General features: G+C 36.5%; 12 protein-coding genes. 2 read left to right on the top strand and 10 right to left on the bottom strand.

Features of this window, described 5'->3' with window-relative positions; all coding sequences use genetic code 11:
• The coding region (locus M9899_05735; GenBank protein ID MCO5113657.1) for a hypothetical protein at positions 1-887 on the top strand (887 nt) is incomplete at its 5' end.
• A gap of 3 nt (positions 888-890) precedes the next feature.
• On the opposite strand, the gene M9899_05730 is transcribed toward M9899_05735, so the two are convergent.
• Both M9899_05730 and M9899_05725 read right to left on the bottom strand, forming a co-directional pair.
• Positions 891-1,448 (bottom strand): DUF2239 family protein, encoded by a 558-nt coding sequence (locus M9899_05730; GenBank protein ID MCO5113656.1) that lies wholly within the window; start codon positions 1,446-1,448, stop codon positions 891-893.
• 69 nt (positions 1,449-1,517) lie between these two features.
• A complete protein-coding gene (locus M9899_05725) occupies positions 1,518-2,291 on the bottom strand; it encodes a penicillin-binding transpeptidase domain-containing protein (protein ID MCO5113655.1) in 774 nt (257 codons plus the stop codon).
• Positions 2,292-2,445: 154 nt separating this feature from the next.
• Between M9899_05725 and M9899_05720 the strand changes: the two genes are divergently transcribed.
• On the top strand, positions 2,446-3,180 hold the full coding sequence (locus M9899_05720) for a dienelactone hydrolase family protein (GenBank protein MCO5113654.1): 735 nt from the start codon (positions 2,446-2,448) through the stop codon (positions 3,178-3,180).
• A 44-nt stretch (positions 3,181-3,224) separates the two neighbouring features.
• On the opposite strand, the gene M9899_05715 is transcribed toward M9899_05720, so the two are convergent.
• From M9899_05715 to M9899_05680, 8 genes are all read right to left on the bottom strand, one after another.
• Positions 3,225-3,662 carry a hypothetical protein gene (locus M9899_05715; GenBank protein ID MCO5113653.1) on the bottom strand — a complete coding sequence of 146 codons (438 nt, stop codon included), beginning with the start codon at positions 3,660-3,662 and terminating at the stop codon, positions 3,225-3,227.
• Entirely contained in the window at positions 3,643-5,964 is a 2,322-nt protein-coding gene (locus tag M9899_05710) for a hypothetical protein (protein MCO5113652.1), read from the bottom strand. The genes M9899_05715 and M9899_05710 overlap by 20 nt, the downstream gene beginning before the upstream one ends.
• Positions 5,965-5,974: 10 nt before the next feature.
• Positions 5,975-7,780, bottom strand: a complete 1,806-nt coding sequence (locus tag M9899_05705; GenBank protein ID MCO5113651.1) for a hypothetical protein — start codon at positions 7,778-7,780, stop codon at positions 5,975-5,977.
• On the bottom strand, positions 7,777-9,636 hold the full coding sequence (locus M9899_05700) for a hypothetical protein (protein MCO5113650.1): 1,860 nt from the start codon (positions 9,634-9,636) through the stop codon (positions 7,777-7,779). The genes M9899_05705 and M9899_05700 overlap by 4 nt, the downstream gene beginning before the upstream one ends.
• A complete protein-coding gene (locus tag M9899_05695) occupies positions 9,620-10,756 on the bottom strand; it encodes a hypothetical protein (protein ID MCO5113649.1) in 1,137 nt (378 codons plus the stop codon). The genes M9899_05700 and M9899_05695 overlap by 17 nt, the downstream gene beginning before the upstream one ends.
• Entirely contained in the window at positions 10,756-11,904 is a 1,149-nt protein-coding gene (locus tag M9899_05690) for a hypothetical protein (GenBank protein MCO5113648.1), read from the bottom strand. The genes M9899_05695 and M9899_05690 overlap by 1 nt, the downstream gene beginning before the upstream one ends.
• Positions 11,905-12,080: 176 nt before the next feature.
• A complete protein-coding gene (locus tag M9899_05685; GenBank protein ID MCO5113647.1) occupies positions 12,081-13,265 on the bottom strand; it encodes a hypothetical protein in 1,185 nt (394 codons plus the stop codon).
• Between the two features lie 82 nt (positions 13,266-13,347).
• Positions 13,348-14,226, bottom strand: coding sequence for an ABC transporter ATP-binding protein (locus tag M9899_05680; protein MCO5113646.1), 879 nt, complete (start codon positions 14,224-14,226; stop codon positions 13,348-13,350).
• Positions 14,227-14,310: the final 84 nt, after the last annotated feature.

Below are 14,310 nucleotides of genomic sequence, written 5' to 3'. Positions count from 1 at the left end.
CCCCCCCCCCCCCGCGCGCCCCTATGAAAATTTGGGCCATGAGTCTAATCACGTTATTTTATGGGATCGGAGTGCAAGCTCAAGTGTCGTCTGAATATTTATTACAAGCAGAAAAAGGTCAAAGTTTTGTCGAGTTTACTTTAAATGACAACGCTAGTAAATACAGAGATAAGGTGATGGCGGGCCCTATTCCTATATCCTTGCGTAATTACAGTGTAAATTATGAGTGGGGCATGTTAGAAAAAATTTCTATTTATGGAAACTTGCTGTATTCAACTAGCACCATTGAAGCTGACCATTCAGGCTTGGGGCCTGTGCAATTAGGGGCTAAGTTTTCACAAGATATCGGCTCGGGTTTATTTTTTGGTAAACTTAATGTGGCTGCTAACGTAATTGAAGGTAAACTAGACTGTAACGCCAGTGGAAAATGTAATGTGTCGGACTCTTCGTTTTCTGCTGATATTCAATTGGCTTATCAGTGGAGTTTAACGAATGCCTTTACAGGTTTTGCGGTCAATTACGGTCTTTTTTCAACAGATGGTAAAAATGCAGGAGGTTCCTTCGATAAAGCAGGGTATCTTACTGTATCTGCTTTCTATGAAAGAGCTTTAAACGACAATCTGTGGGGACTCGTGCTGACTTATATTGATAAGGGTGGGCTTTTAGGTCTTTCTCCAGCGTATCCTTATAGTGGAAACAATGTTCATATTGATAGAGAGGTGATGGATGCCTATGCTGTATCGGCTTACTTGAAGACTGTGCTCAGCGAGAAGACCCACTTTATTACAGAGGTTGAGTACTCAAGAGTTTTAAACGAAAGAGATTCATTTGCGAGTAGTAAAAGCCAAAACATGGCGTTTAATTTAACTGTCAGAAGAATGTTTTAATATTTAAAAGACATCTTTAGATAAGCTGATCGCATGTTTCATGACATCTTTAGGCCAACCTGAGATCAGTGCTTTAAACTTGTCTTTATCCTTGCGGTACAAAAAGCGGGTGGCCTCCTCAAAATTTTCAAGGTTACCTGCTATAGCAGATAAAAATTTATATGTTCTTTCCTGGGCGAGCTTAATTTTATCTGTGGGTCGGATTTTAATTTTCTCGTCAATCAGATTTCTAATGACTGCCGAAGCTCCACCGTCTTGATTGAGTAGCCACTCCCAATGACGAGGCAGAAGTGAGATCTCTCGAGGAATGACCCCAAGCTTAGGTCGCCCTGCCCCAGTAGGGGTGGGAATATCTTGTGAGGCATAAACCTTAAGTCGTTCTAAAACTTGCTTGTCGGTTCCGCTCAGATCAAGATCAATTTGACGCCCAGTCAAGTCACTAAAGATAAGAACGCTTGCGGCTTTGTTCGCTTTCATGCGAGCCTTCACGGCTAGTGCCACAGTTTCCATATTTCCCTGCCCAATCATTTTAAACTCTTCAAATGCCGTATATGTGAACATAATCACCTCACATATAATATTATACGGGTAAAATAAGAAAAATCAATATTACACGGGTAAAATAAAAAATTAGGGGTTAAGTGTGTCTAAGTGCTTGAGAGTTAAGGAGATTCTACAAGCTAAAAAGTCTTTATTTTCTAAATTTTTGGGTTTTCTAAGCCTTGTGGCAAAAAATAGGGGCGAGTCATTTTGCATTCTCCATCCAACCCACCAGCCGATCTCTGTGCCATTGTAGTCAGGTAGCCAACCTGATTTGGCAGAGATATTGGGGTGCTCTTTGTTTTGCATAAAAGACTTTACGGTTTCTATAGTGGCTTTAGAAAAGGGAAGTTCATTTTTATAAAGGGCTTTAAGCATTTGAATTTGCTCAGTGGGTGTCACTTTAAAATTTCCATACACCCAGAAATTTCCATTGCGATGTTTATGAATTTTGCCATTCCCGTAGTTGGACCACTTAAGATATCTTTCATAAATAGAAGGTGTGACCCTGCTTGCAAGGATCTCGTGAACCCACACGGCAGAAACTTCAAAGGCCGTTTGCAGGTTCAGATCTTGATTCCATTGTGGCAGAGCCCTCTTGGTCCCATCCCATTTAAAAACTTCTTGGGTATTTGTTGTCCCACGATCCAAGGCGATTAAAGAATTAAAAATTTTAAACGTTGAAGCTGGTAACGTTCCCACCTTGGAATCTTTTTTATCGGTGTAGGCCCACTTGTTGGTTTTTAAGTCGTAAGTTGTGATGGAGGTTTGGATGTTATCACAGGTGGGCTGTTTGGTATGGGCTGTTGTAGTGAACGAAAGTAGCCACAGTGGTAGGGTAATGATCATGCATTTTTTTGACATATTTTATCCTTTCAAAACCTGCAGCTCAAAAATTCTTACACCTATATTTGGTCCTTAATAATAAGTTGAATTTAACTCACGATCAATGTTCAAAACTTTCTTGCAAAAGTCTTATTACAAATGCGATCATAAAATCCTTTAAGGAGCTTAAGCCATGAAAAAATATACTCTTATTGTCGTTTTCTTATTATCCTTTATCCCCTTTGTCTCTTTTGCCAATACGGTGATTTACAATTCAAGTGGGGATAAATACGAAGGCTATTTCAAGCTTAAATCTAAAGATGCGCCCACGGTATTTATCATTCATGACTGGGATGGTTTAACTGAGTACGAAACTAAGCGTGCGGACATGTTATTTGATCTTGGATTTTCAGTATTTGCCATAGATCTTTTTGGGCAAGGCGTGCGTCCTACTGAAAACAAAGACAAGGCCCAACACACGGGTGAGCTTTATAAGGATCGCGCTAAAATGCGTCGACTTATGACGGCAGCAGTAAAGGAAGCCAAGAAAAAGGGGCTTAACACCAATAAAATGGTGGTGATGGGGTACTGCTTTGGTGGAGCCGCAGCCTTAGAGTTTGCCAGAAGCGGTCAAAAAGCAGAAGCCTTTGCCAGTTTTCACGGTGGATTAAAAACTCCCGAAGGGCAAAACTATAAAAAAGCTAAATCACAAGTTCTTATTTATCACGGCACGGCTGATGACCATATCACAATGAAAGAGTTTGCGGGCCTTGCTGAAGAGCTAGAGCAAAGCAAAGTGCCTCATGAGATGATCACTTACGGTAATGCTCCTCATTCCTTTACGGTGTTTGAAAGTCCTGCATATCGTAAAGACTCTGATATGAGTTCATGGAGTCATTTCGTGACATTTTTAAAGTCTATTAAATAGGTTTTCTATAAATGTTATTGCAATAAGTGTATACAATTAAAAACTTATATATCGAGTTGGACTGGAGGAGGTAGATATTCATTTCCATCCTTAGGCCAATGATTGAAAGTTCTCAGATAGCATAAGAGAAAAGAACCAAACACTTTGTATGGATCTAGATCTTCAACTAACCCAGAAAGACATCCTCTTTCTACCTCATAATAGACGTAAGTTTCACCTGTTTTACTTTTGTGGAAATAGAACCCATCTTTAAACACAGAGTTTGAAGCTTTGTCATCATATCTTTGAGAAACAACAGGGGTTACGAATTCCATCAGTTGCTCTTTATTGAGACAATTTAAAAGACCTTTGATTGTGGTTTTTTTGGGTATACGATTGTCATATTTATCTAGTCCACCATTTCTGGCAAAATTTTCGTCACGCTCGGCTCGCAATAAATCTGCTAGAAACTTTTTGTACCATCTATTTAGAAAAAGAACCATAGTTAATCACCTTAAGTACAGATCGAGGATCATCTGCAATGTAGAGTTGAGTGGCACCACCCATCAGGTTTTTAGAACCACTTGTCAATTTTCCTGTTGCTTTTGAAAGCACAACATTATCGAATTGATGTGCAACTGATCCTTCAAAAATCCGTGTTCCTGCTTTGATTTCAAGGATCGCCCAATGTGTGGCTGTATTGTCGAATCCAGGGTGTAAGGCAAAATCAATAATCCCTTGTGTGGGTCCATCGGGTAGTGATTCTAAAAGGAAAGCCCCTCTGCGATACCTAGGATCACCATTATAAACTCTATAAACTCTCAATGGTTTTTTTAAGATATAAGACATATAGGTCCCCCCAGTGAAAGTGTTAGAAACAAATTGGTGGGGCAGAGGAATGCCACGGTGATCAAATTTGATTTTGCCGTCCACTGTAGGTATTGAACCTAGAGGATCGGTGACCTTATGAGTCTTGTCTAAATTCCCAGTGATAGGTCCATGAAAATTTATGGAATCTAAATCTGCAACATCAACCCAATGTTCAAATTTATTTAAATGAGGGCGTTGACGTTCTAGCCAAGCTGCCGACCTTTTGATTCCAAAAGCTTTGTTAGACAGATTTTTAAAAGCAGATAGGCTTTTTTGTGTGGCTGCCGCAACCTTTGCGCCACGAGCAGCTACAGCACCACTTCCTCCTGTGGCAAATCCTATGATAACATCCAAGCTTAAACTCCCAACCAGCTTAGAGCGTTCATAAGCAGAACCATTTTGGATAATATCCCAGGAATCAATCATCTGTGCCCAAATGGCTTGTGTAATGGTGGGAATATTGTCTAGTAATGTAAAAAAAGAGTCTTCTAGGTATCCTTCTTGAGTCATGGCATTTTTAGCAAAATTGAATCCTGCTTTAGCTAAGATAGGAATAGACTTGATGGTCCCTTCGATAGCCTCTGCAAGGCCAGCGTGAAATCCTGCACCAGACTCCATGATCAAAGAGCTAAGTTTAAAATAATTTAAGGCATCAATATGGCTTTGTACTACTGTGCCTAAAGCTTGCTGGAACATTGCTAAGCTGGTGACATGTCTAAGAATATTTTTATTAGAACTGCCCTGCAGCCCTTTTTCAACTGCCCAGGCAGTTTGGAGCTGGTTGGCCACTCGAGTGGCGGTTTGTCCTATCTGTGTACTTTGATCTAAATTCAAATCCAAACCAGAAAGAGGACTGTCACCTAAAGAAGGATTGAGCTTTTCAGGTAAAAACAATCGTCCATCTTTTGTATAGTCTTGAAGTTCTGGTAGTAGTCCTTCCTTAGAGTTTAAGCTTAACTCTATAAGACGAGAAATTTTCGCATAATCTTTTATATTGGCAGCAGCCTCAACTTGTTCTGTTAGAAGATCACGAGTGTCCTTACTAAATTCATATTCAATATGCTTTAGTACATCTTGAGTTGGATCTTGTAAATTGAAATCACTTATTGTGATATCTAAAGGTTCTTTATAAATATTATCATTAAGGTTTAAAAAAAATGAATCTAAGCCGTAAATAGCTTTTTTATTTTCCATTTCTATCTGGTGATTTTTTCGATCGATAGATTTGGCATAATCGTAATTGGCACTTATAGAGTCTTTAAGCATCTGTTTGGCTTCAGCGCGTCTACTATCAACATACTGATTCCATTCATTTTGCTTTGAATATTGTTCCATAACAGATACAATGACTCCTGCGGTAAGTGCTCCACCTGGTCCATTTAAAAATTCTGAGAGACTACTTCCAGTACCAGACTTTGTTAAGGGACGACCCCAGGTTTCTCCAGTAGCTTGTCCATTTTTATATACTTTACCGTCAGATCGGTACTCTAAACCATTACGAATGAAACTTTCTTCACCTGTCTTAGGTGAGATAATATAGCCTGAAAGTAGGTTGTCTTGTGCCACAGAAGAGTCTAAGCGGTAAGAAAAAGATCCATCACTGGCATCTACTCGTAGAACTTCTAAATTTACAATCACATTGGTATTCTGTTCGCGTGCAAGTTTTTCGTAGACATAGTGTTTTTCGACAAGGTCAGGTGTAACAAGGCTCCAATCTTGACCTGTATTGGCTCCATTCTGATAAATTTTTCCATCAGGTCTGAATTCTTGATTACCAATAATATATGTGACTCGGGAGTCACTAGAGGGTTTAAACCCCCCTTTTATTTTGATAAGCTGTATAGGTTCATCAATAACGACTTTGATAGGAGCCGCAAAAGCTAGAGAGGGTAGAAGAAAATTAAAAATAAAAATATTAAAGCATACTTTAAACATATAGCGTCCTTTAAAGTTTAAGCTGTAAAAGTGTTTGTAATTTTTTGAGGCGAATATTTAAATCTATACTTTCTGTCATATACAAATGCTCTTGATGAAACGTTTCAAATCTCTTTTTGAAATCAACTAGGCTTTTGAGTAGTAATGTTGGAGAGGACTTTTCAAAAGTGACGCTAACAGCTAAAGACACTATGTCTTGAAACTCGTTTTCTAGATAATAAAGTTCTTTTTGTCCTTCAGCTGCTTGATCGAGAGCAATTTGATTTTGGTTTTGCGATGACTGGGCATAAATACCAGCAAGCTTTAATAATCTTTGAAAGGCACTACGTCTTTTTTGGTCCAAAACAGTATTGATGCGGTAATAAAGTTCTTGGCTGACGGATTCGTAGTTATGTGCAAAGGCGTTATACATCTGATATCTTAAAATTTTGATACGTTTTTCCAAATCGTCAAGATGAGAGCCATTGGGATCAGAATAGGAATCAACAATGCTTTGAATTTTGTCTTTGTCTATATCAAGTTCTCCATTCTGATCAAACATGATATTACAATTGGTGCCAGCAATCGCTTGCTCATTATAAATGCACGTCGGAATACTTTTGTTTTTAGATTGATAGTCCTGAATATCTAGGTTGATGAACTCTTCTGTGGTAACACAGGCTCTTTTTTCGTAAGATTCGGCTAAATCTTTTTGACAACTTGCTAAGGCAAATTCACTCCAGGCTTCATCTTCTTTTTTAAGGTCAGAGATATCTTCTTTGTAATACTTTACGATTTCTTGTGGAGCATGAGCAAACTTTTCAATAAAATCTAAATCTTGAGCTATGGGGTTTAACATTTGAATCACCTCAGAACATCGTTCCTTGTACTCGTTTTCAATCCATTGTGTTCGTGGCGTATTTTCAAATTTATAGTGTTCAGCCTCTAGACGTTTGCGTTTAAGTTTTTCCATTTTACGACGGTTTACAAAATCAGTCACAATGATCATAACTACAACTGCTGCAATGATATAGGGGGTGGCTGCAAGAAGCGCGGACGAAAAAGTAGAGCTGGAAGTGGTAGCTATAAAACCTTTTTTAAAGGCTAAAAGTGACGCTTCTTTAAAAATTACGGCTTCAAGCCCTGTAACTACGGCGCTGCTTATCAAAATACTAGATGCGGTAAGGCCAAATTGACCTGCTTGATACATAGCTTGTAAAAGTTTTTCGTCGTGATGATAGTTTACACCTTGATAATCTAAAAGGTTTAAGAAAGTACTGGAATGTCCTATTTTTCTAAAGGTGAAGTCATAAGCAGGGAGTTCTTCAGAGAGCATAGCGCGAGCATCAACATTTGGGTTAAATCGTCCTTGCTGACATGTGTTTTTTAAGGACCCTAATGCCATATTGATCAATTTTACGCTCGACTGTCTTTGTCTTTCGTGTTCTGAAACAATCCAAGCCATATCTATCTGTTTTGTATAAAATGATAAGTACTTATCTAAGGTGTCTTCAATAGATTTTCGAGTAGTGACATATTCTACTTGGGGTTCAAGTAAAAATTTGTCGTACTGTGCTTCCATTTCTATAGATTTAGTAATGAAAGACTCTAAAGCATAGCCATATTGTGATGTTTTTATGGATTCTTCTGCTGCGAACTGAATAGCGTTAATCACATCAACTAATATTAGATTATCCACAATCAAATGGGCGCGGTCTTCAAGTGCTTGAACGGTTTTTTTTGCGCCTCCCATATAAGTTTCAGCAAATAAAGGTGTGGGTAGGATCAAGCAAAAACATAAAAATATTTTTAAAGATTTGGTTATAATATGGATCATTTCTTTGCTCCCAAACATACCAGAAGCTGTTCCCTAGTTTGTTTAAGTTCTTCACTATTAAAAAAGTTCTTTCTAAATAATTCAAATTCAGTTTCAAAAGGTTTTTCAAATAGAGAAATATAGTTCACTCCTAAAGTGATGATCATCTCATTCATTTTATTCAATCCAGAGGAAGAGATAGAGAAAATCTCTCCGCTAGAGTCAATGGCATCGATAGCCTTACTAATTTGCATTTCTAAATTTTGGATTTTCTCCGCCAATGCTGTAAGGTTTATTTGTTCATTGTTATTAGATTGAAACAGTCGTATTTCAGAAACTAATTCTTTTATTAAGCCTACTTCTAATATAGAAATCTGTTCTAATGTATTTAAGATTTGTTGGGTTTGGCTCATTTTTATAGCTTGAGGGTCAAAATTTTCAAATAGATATAAGATCTCCTCATAAGACTGTTTGAGTGGCGAAGACCTTAGGTCCATGGTACTAGAAATGATATTATAGGCTTGCAGAATTTTCTCATATTCTACTAGATCATTCCTAATTTGAGCGTATGTGAGTCCTAAATTTTGGTATTCATATAATATAGAAACCAAATTGGATAGTGCAGAAACATTATAGTTCTTAATTCTATGTGCTGCTTTATTTACTAGGTAGTGTGTTGTTGCCAACCAATTTAAATCTAAATCTATATTTTTGTAAGGAAGCTTGAGTTTGGAAGGTTCGCAATAAGGTAACAGACCTGAAATATAGGTTTGAGCGATCCTGTAAGATAAAATAGTAGATGCAATACGTAGATGAGATTGATCGGGCGAAAAATTAACATGGTCACGTCCTTGTGTTAGAGATTCCATGATATTTTCCAAATCATATATGGATATTGTGGAAACCATATCTTGTAATAAGGATTCATTATTGATCAAAGATATATGATCCAGAATAAATTTATAAAATTTTAAGTTTTCTCCCAATGAATTATGGGTATTTGAGGTTGAGGCGTTATCTTTAAGTGCAGATTGATAATCTGCAAACCAAACCTTTGCCTGTGCGAGATTTGTAATTGAGTCACTAACCACGGGTCTGATGTTTATTGAAAACTCACCACGAATAGGAAGATGATGGTTGGCATAAGTTTCTGAATAAATAAAATCCTGTGTAATGGTAGATCCTGGTTTGACCCACAAATACACAATATCCTCAGTTGAGGCGAGGTCAATAAAAGGATTTAAGCTCCCTTTGAAGCTACGATGTCCTTCAGAGGCATCAATATTTGAAAATTCAAATAAACCAGTGGCTCTAGTTCTTTCAATGGTCAAAAGCCATACGTTTTGAGGAACAGTATAGGAAACTTGAATTTTTCCTCTAACAAGTGGCTTTGATATTGCGGATTTCCAACGCCTAAATCGGCATTTACTTTTCCCATTAACACTAATAATTCCACTGTCTTTATCAAAATGGCGTACATCTTTAAGATCAATATACAAACTTACTGGGTCGTATTCATTTCCTTTGTTAATTTGAATATCAGCGTAAACAGTGCGTATTTTTTTGACTAACTTATCTTTTGAGAGCTTCTGTTCGCCGCTACTGATATTTACAAATAAGTCGCTAAATAAATTCTGAGAAGCTTCAATATTTCCAGAAAGTACAGATTTGGGCTTGAAAGGCCCTTGTGAAAAGGGACCTTTGGTTGACCCAACCACTCTGCCACAAATAGCCCTAGGTCGCTTTGTGTACGAGTAGAGTGTTTCAACATCCATTTCTGCAGTAAGATCAAGGTTGATATTTATTTTTGCGAAACTGAATGTAACTAAAACTAAGCTACCACAAAGTAATCCTGTAATTCTAAAAAAGAGATTCACAAGAACCTCCTCTATATATCTGGTTATCCATAAAATTATCTGTAAAAAATAAATCGGGTAAATCTGATTCCAAAAGATCAAGACGAGTAATAGGTTCGTTGTAAGAATATGTATTTAACTTCCAATCGTTGTATGGAATTTGTAAGATTTGAACTAGCTTTTCAGAAAGGTCTTTTTCCCATAGTGGATTCATGTCTAATGTGGTTTTGGGCATCAAATTGTTACGAGATTCTTTTAAAGCTTTTTCCTTGTAAAGTTGTTCACACTTTCCTGCAATATATCTTAAATTTGTAGAGTATTGCGGGGTAACAGAGTTAAATTCTACGATATCTGAAGGTAATAAGACGTTTGTACTACTTAGGTAGGTATTAAAACCTTTGCCAAACCCATGTAGAAGCTTTGGAAACAGAGTGGTCTCAAGAAAGGTGGCCAAACTCACTATTTGGTCGGATTCAAGATCATATTGCACAGATGTGATGAGACCAGTTGTGGCCATACTGGCTAATATGTCCATAGAACTATTGGTGATATTCATATTACCATCTGTTAGTGGACACAGAGCTTTAAAATTTTGTACCAAGTAGCTTTGTGTGCATCGGCTTGTCTGTAAGTGATGTTGAGCGGCTTTAACGGATTTGTACCTTTGGACATCAAAATTTTCTTGAAGTTCTAGTTTTATAGCATTGTCGGAAAGTTGTTTTAAATTTTGGTAAAAAAGACGTTCATATTCAGTAAAATCTTCGTTACTTATTTGCCAATTTTTTATTACAATAATTTTAGGGCTTACTTCTTGTAACTGTGTTTTAAAGTCAAAATCTGCGGGAAACTTTCTGTTTGCAAAAATTTTTCGGTCTTTATACTGAACCAACGTGAAATCTTCAAATTCACATTGTGTAAGACCTGTGCAAGATCCAAAGCTAGTTACAGATAAATGGTGTTGACCAATTTTCAAGTCCCATTGACTGTATTTTTCAGTCTTTCTTATGGGTTGAATACCTTCATCATTTTTTAAATCTTCAGGTTGAGTGTTAGTCGGTTTATTAAGTGTGGGTTTATTATTGTCTTCTTTGCAAGATGCCGCAAATATTAACAAAAGTATAAACACTGTTTTTTTAAACATCAGTGCATCTCCTCTATGAGGTCATTATATTTTTTTTCAAAATAAGAAAGCGTTTCTGTGGCTTCGGTTTCAACAGATAAAAAATAATTTTTGGAATCAGAGTTCAAAGTAATACGAGTAGGTATTAAGTGCCCTTCATGTTGAAGGCGATCACATAATTTGGAGATTCTTAGAATTTCTGAAATATAGTAAGTTTTCTTTGTTTCTTGATAAAATTCATTGTTGCTAGTTTCGATACTGGCAACGTTTATAATTTCTGAAATCAAATCACTATCTGGTATTACAAAGACTTCTCCGTTGGCAAATTCATCTAGAAGAGCTTTGGTGATTAAAAGCTCAGTTTGAGTTTTTAAATTTATGGCTGTGAAAATCTCAAAAGCGTTTTGTGGCGCAAGAGGTGATTTGATTGCAAAGGCTTCGTATATGGTCTTTGCTCTATGTTGATATTTTTTTGCGATCTGACAACTTTGGTATAAGAACTCTTGAATGTTGGATTCGCAGGTTGGGTCTTCACCACATATCAAATATGATTCAGATATAAGCCAAGTTTGTTTGAATAATGAGTCAGTCTCAAGTTGAGTGCGCAAAAGCGCTAGCCCAAGATTGCGTTTTGGATTTTCAATCGTTAATAAAATATGAGCTGGTTTGGCTGTATCAATCCACAAGAGTGCGGAAAGTTTTTTACGTAAAAATCCCCACTTAATAATTTTCTCGACTATACTTTTCGCTTGAGCATAATCGTGCGAAGGAAAGTTGATCGAGTAACTCCACATGATAGATTGCAGGTAAAAGTCATCCCAGTTTTTTATAAGATAGATATCTGGTAGCGCCAAAAGATTTTGTGGATTGTGGCTTAGTAATGCTTGATTTGTGAGCCATTCTCCAATGGCATTCATTTCATGATAGGCTTCTACAAATTTACAAGAATTGGGGAGAGAAGAGCTAGGTCCATGGCTTATGCTCTTGTGTATATCGCAGGATCTTTGATGTAAGGAATTGGCTTTTTGAAGGTCTAGCTCTAAAGGTTTTTGAACATTAAATTGTGAGTAGGGAAAGGGGACTGTCTGGGCAGCGTAAAGGGTAGTACTTATGGAAAATCCCATAGAAATCACAAAGATAAGTGAAATTGCTTGCTTCCAAATACTCATTTTAATGTCCCACAACAAAGGTTGAGACGCAGTGTATCTAAAGCCCTAGTAAAACCAATATTTTTTTACTTAGTTATAATTTTTTTAACTTCATAATGGGCCTAGCTTGAAGGTGTGTATATTAGGTATGAAAGAACTACATTACTCTTGCATAAAAATTGGCTAAATTTATTTTTCTAGCGTTTTGTAGGTTTATTACATTCGTCTTGATCTTGTACCGTCCTGACAAGAAAGTGGAAGGTTTTGTTTAAAGTGTCCTTATTGTTAAGTACATTTTGCGCCCAGAGGGCCAAAGGGTGGCTTTTGGTATGTGCAATTTTTTGAACTTTATCTATCATTTCAGAGGAAGGCTCTCGAAGATTTGCATAGAATAATAATCCTAACATATTTGAATATTCAGATTCATTCTCTAGGAGAAGATGTTGTGTAAGTTCATTTTTTCTCGCGTCATCAGATTCATTAAAAATTTTAGATGATATCCAGCGATGATCTTGAATACAAGAATTGCACTCTATTACGGTCATATCCAGTCTTTTTTGCGGGGGGCAAAACTGCTCTAGAAGTATAAAGGACTGAGCAAATTCATGAGGTTTTAAAGAATTCTGTTTCGTCCAGATGAACCACGTTTTTAAATCATGAACTTGGTCTTGGGAGGTGACCTTTATGGCTCTTAGTTTCTGATTTTCCCAAAGCCGTTGTCCTGCTGTAGAAAAAATATAATTCTTATTCCCTTTATAGAGTTCATAAGAAGTGAAGAAAAGCAAAACTATACTAGAAATCGTTATCGTAAAAATAAAAAATTTAATTCTATAAGATTTATTTAAAAAAGTTTTTGTAAAGAGATTATTAATTATTAAAGACAACAGGAAAAAAGTGATTAAAAGACAGCCAACGGAGAAGCTAATCATAATAATAAATACCAATAGCCCCCCTAATGAGCCTGTTGCAATAGAGTAAAAAAGAGCTTTAATGCCTATGTTTTCGGCAGAAGATAAGGTGCCCTTTATGTGGGCAGATGTCATGATTGTGAGATTGAGAAATAATAAATAAATCATGAAAAAAATTGGAAAAATATAACTAAAACCAAGCGACAAAAAACTTTCTTTAAAGAATATAGGTATGAAATATAAGGCACCTAAGATTGAGGTAATCAGAAAAATTACCCAAAATATAAAAATATTTCTCAGAAGATCATAAATAAAATCTTTTGTGCTTACCCTGTGAAAATATAAAGAAGTTACGGAGGATGTAAGAGGAATGGAGGAGTGAAAGGCAAAAATTAATGGGAAAATTAACATACCAGCAAAGTAAGGTGGGTCAATATCTCCAGAAAAAAAATGGATTAAAAAAAATCCCAACATATATAGAAATGCTGTTGCATACAAATACTTTGAGATCATTGAAAACAACAGAACATTTCGATAATTTAAATTTTTGAACACTTTAAATATTCTCCCCAGATGTATAATAAGTCATAACATCAACAATGCTTACGGTTCTTTTGTCTTCTTCAAATGTTCCAGATGTATTTTTCAGATCTTCGATTTTAATAATAAAGGAGTTAGAATTATTGCCATTAAAGTGTAAAAACTTGCCACCAAGTTTTATGATCTCACTCTCTTCTGCTGCGTTATGAACAAGAACTTTTTTAAAGGTATTAGACAAATCTGAATCTTCACAGTCTAACCATAGCTGTCCTTCTTTAAGTAGATATATATGCGTATTAGATGAAGGAAGTTCGGTGGCAATATTACTAGACATGATCACAGTGCAATTTCTGTCTTTGATTTCACGTTCTAAAAATCGAATAATATTGAGTCTTGAGCCAATATCTAAAACAGCTGTGATTTCATCGAGAAGGTAAACTTCGGGTTGTCTGGCTGCGCCTAACGCAAAATGTGCTTTGGCTTTTTGTCCACGTGAGAGGCTCATAAGAGTTTTGGAGGGGTCTATATTTAGCATTTTACAAAGATCATCAAATATCTTTACATTATAATTAGCATAAGTGTTACTATAAACCTGAGCCCACTCTTCGGAACTGCGGTTTAAAGTAAAGGGTGAGCTTTCATCCAGATAAAAACTGTCTGCACCAATTCTATTGTCTAAGTGTTCGATAGACTGCCCTTTATATAACACATCGCCACTGGTGATGGATTCGTTTTGAAAAAGTATGCGCATCAACGTGGACTTTCCTACTCCATTTTCACCCAAAAGAGCATAAAACTTACCCTTTTTAAAGTGCAGGTTCAGGTCATTTAACACGGGTGGATTTTTGCCAAAGCTTTTACTTAAGTTTTTAACTTCTATTATGTTTTCTGTCATAAGTGTATTTCAAAGTGTGTGAATGTAAAAAGCAAATTGTTTATGTAAAAATAGACTTTTAAAGAGTCTTTGATTAGTATCGTG

It is taken from the genome of Pseudobdellovibrionaceae bacterium, assembly GCA_023954155.1.
Lineage (GTDB): Bacteria > Bdellovibrionota > Bdellovibrionia > Bdellovibrionales > UBA1609 > JAMLIO01.
The sequence above is the reverse complement of the archived record's forward strand: the minus strand, read 5'-3'. Positions and strand labels throughout refer to the sequence as shown.

Coding starts and splice junctions, on each gene's coding strand:
- M9899_05730 (MCO5113656.1), bottom strand. CDS start 1,448: ATGTTCACATATACGGCATTTGAAGAGTTTAAAATGATTGGGCAGGGA.
- M9899_05725 (MCO5113655.1), bottom strand. CDS start 2,291: ATGTCAAAAAAATGCATGATCATTACCCTACCACTGTGGCTACTTTCG.
- M9899_05720 (MCO5113654.1), top strand. CDS start 2,446: ATGAAAAAATATACTCTTATTGTCGTTTTCTTATTATCCTTTATCCCC.
- M9899_05715 (MCO5113653.1), bottom strand. CDS start 3,662: ATGGTTCTTTTTCTAAATAGATGGTACAAAAAGTTTCTAGCAGATTTA.
- M9899_05710 (MCO5113652.1), bottom strand. CDS start 5,964: ATGTTTAAAGTATGCTTTAATATTTTTATTTTTAATTTTCTTCTACCC.
- M9899_05705 (MCO5113651.1), bottom strand. CDS start 7,780: ATGATCCATATTATAACCAAATCTTTAAAAATATTTTTATGTTTTTGC.
- M9899_05695 (MCO5113649.1), bottom strand. CDS start 10,756: ATGTTTAAAAAAACAGTGTTTATACTTTTGTTAATATTTGCGGCATCT.
- M9899_05690 (MCO5113648.1), bottom strand. CDS start 11,904: ATGAGTATTTGGAAGCAAGCAATTTCACTTATCTTTGTGATTTCTATG.
- M9899_05685 (MCO5113647.1), bottom strand. CDS start 13,265: ATGTTGGGATTTTTTTTAATCCATTTTTTTTCTGGAGATATTGACCCA.
- M9899_05680 (MCO5113646.1), bottom strand. CDS start 14,226: ATGACAGAAAACATAATAGAAGTTAAAAACTTAAGTAAAAGCTTTGGC.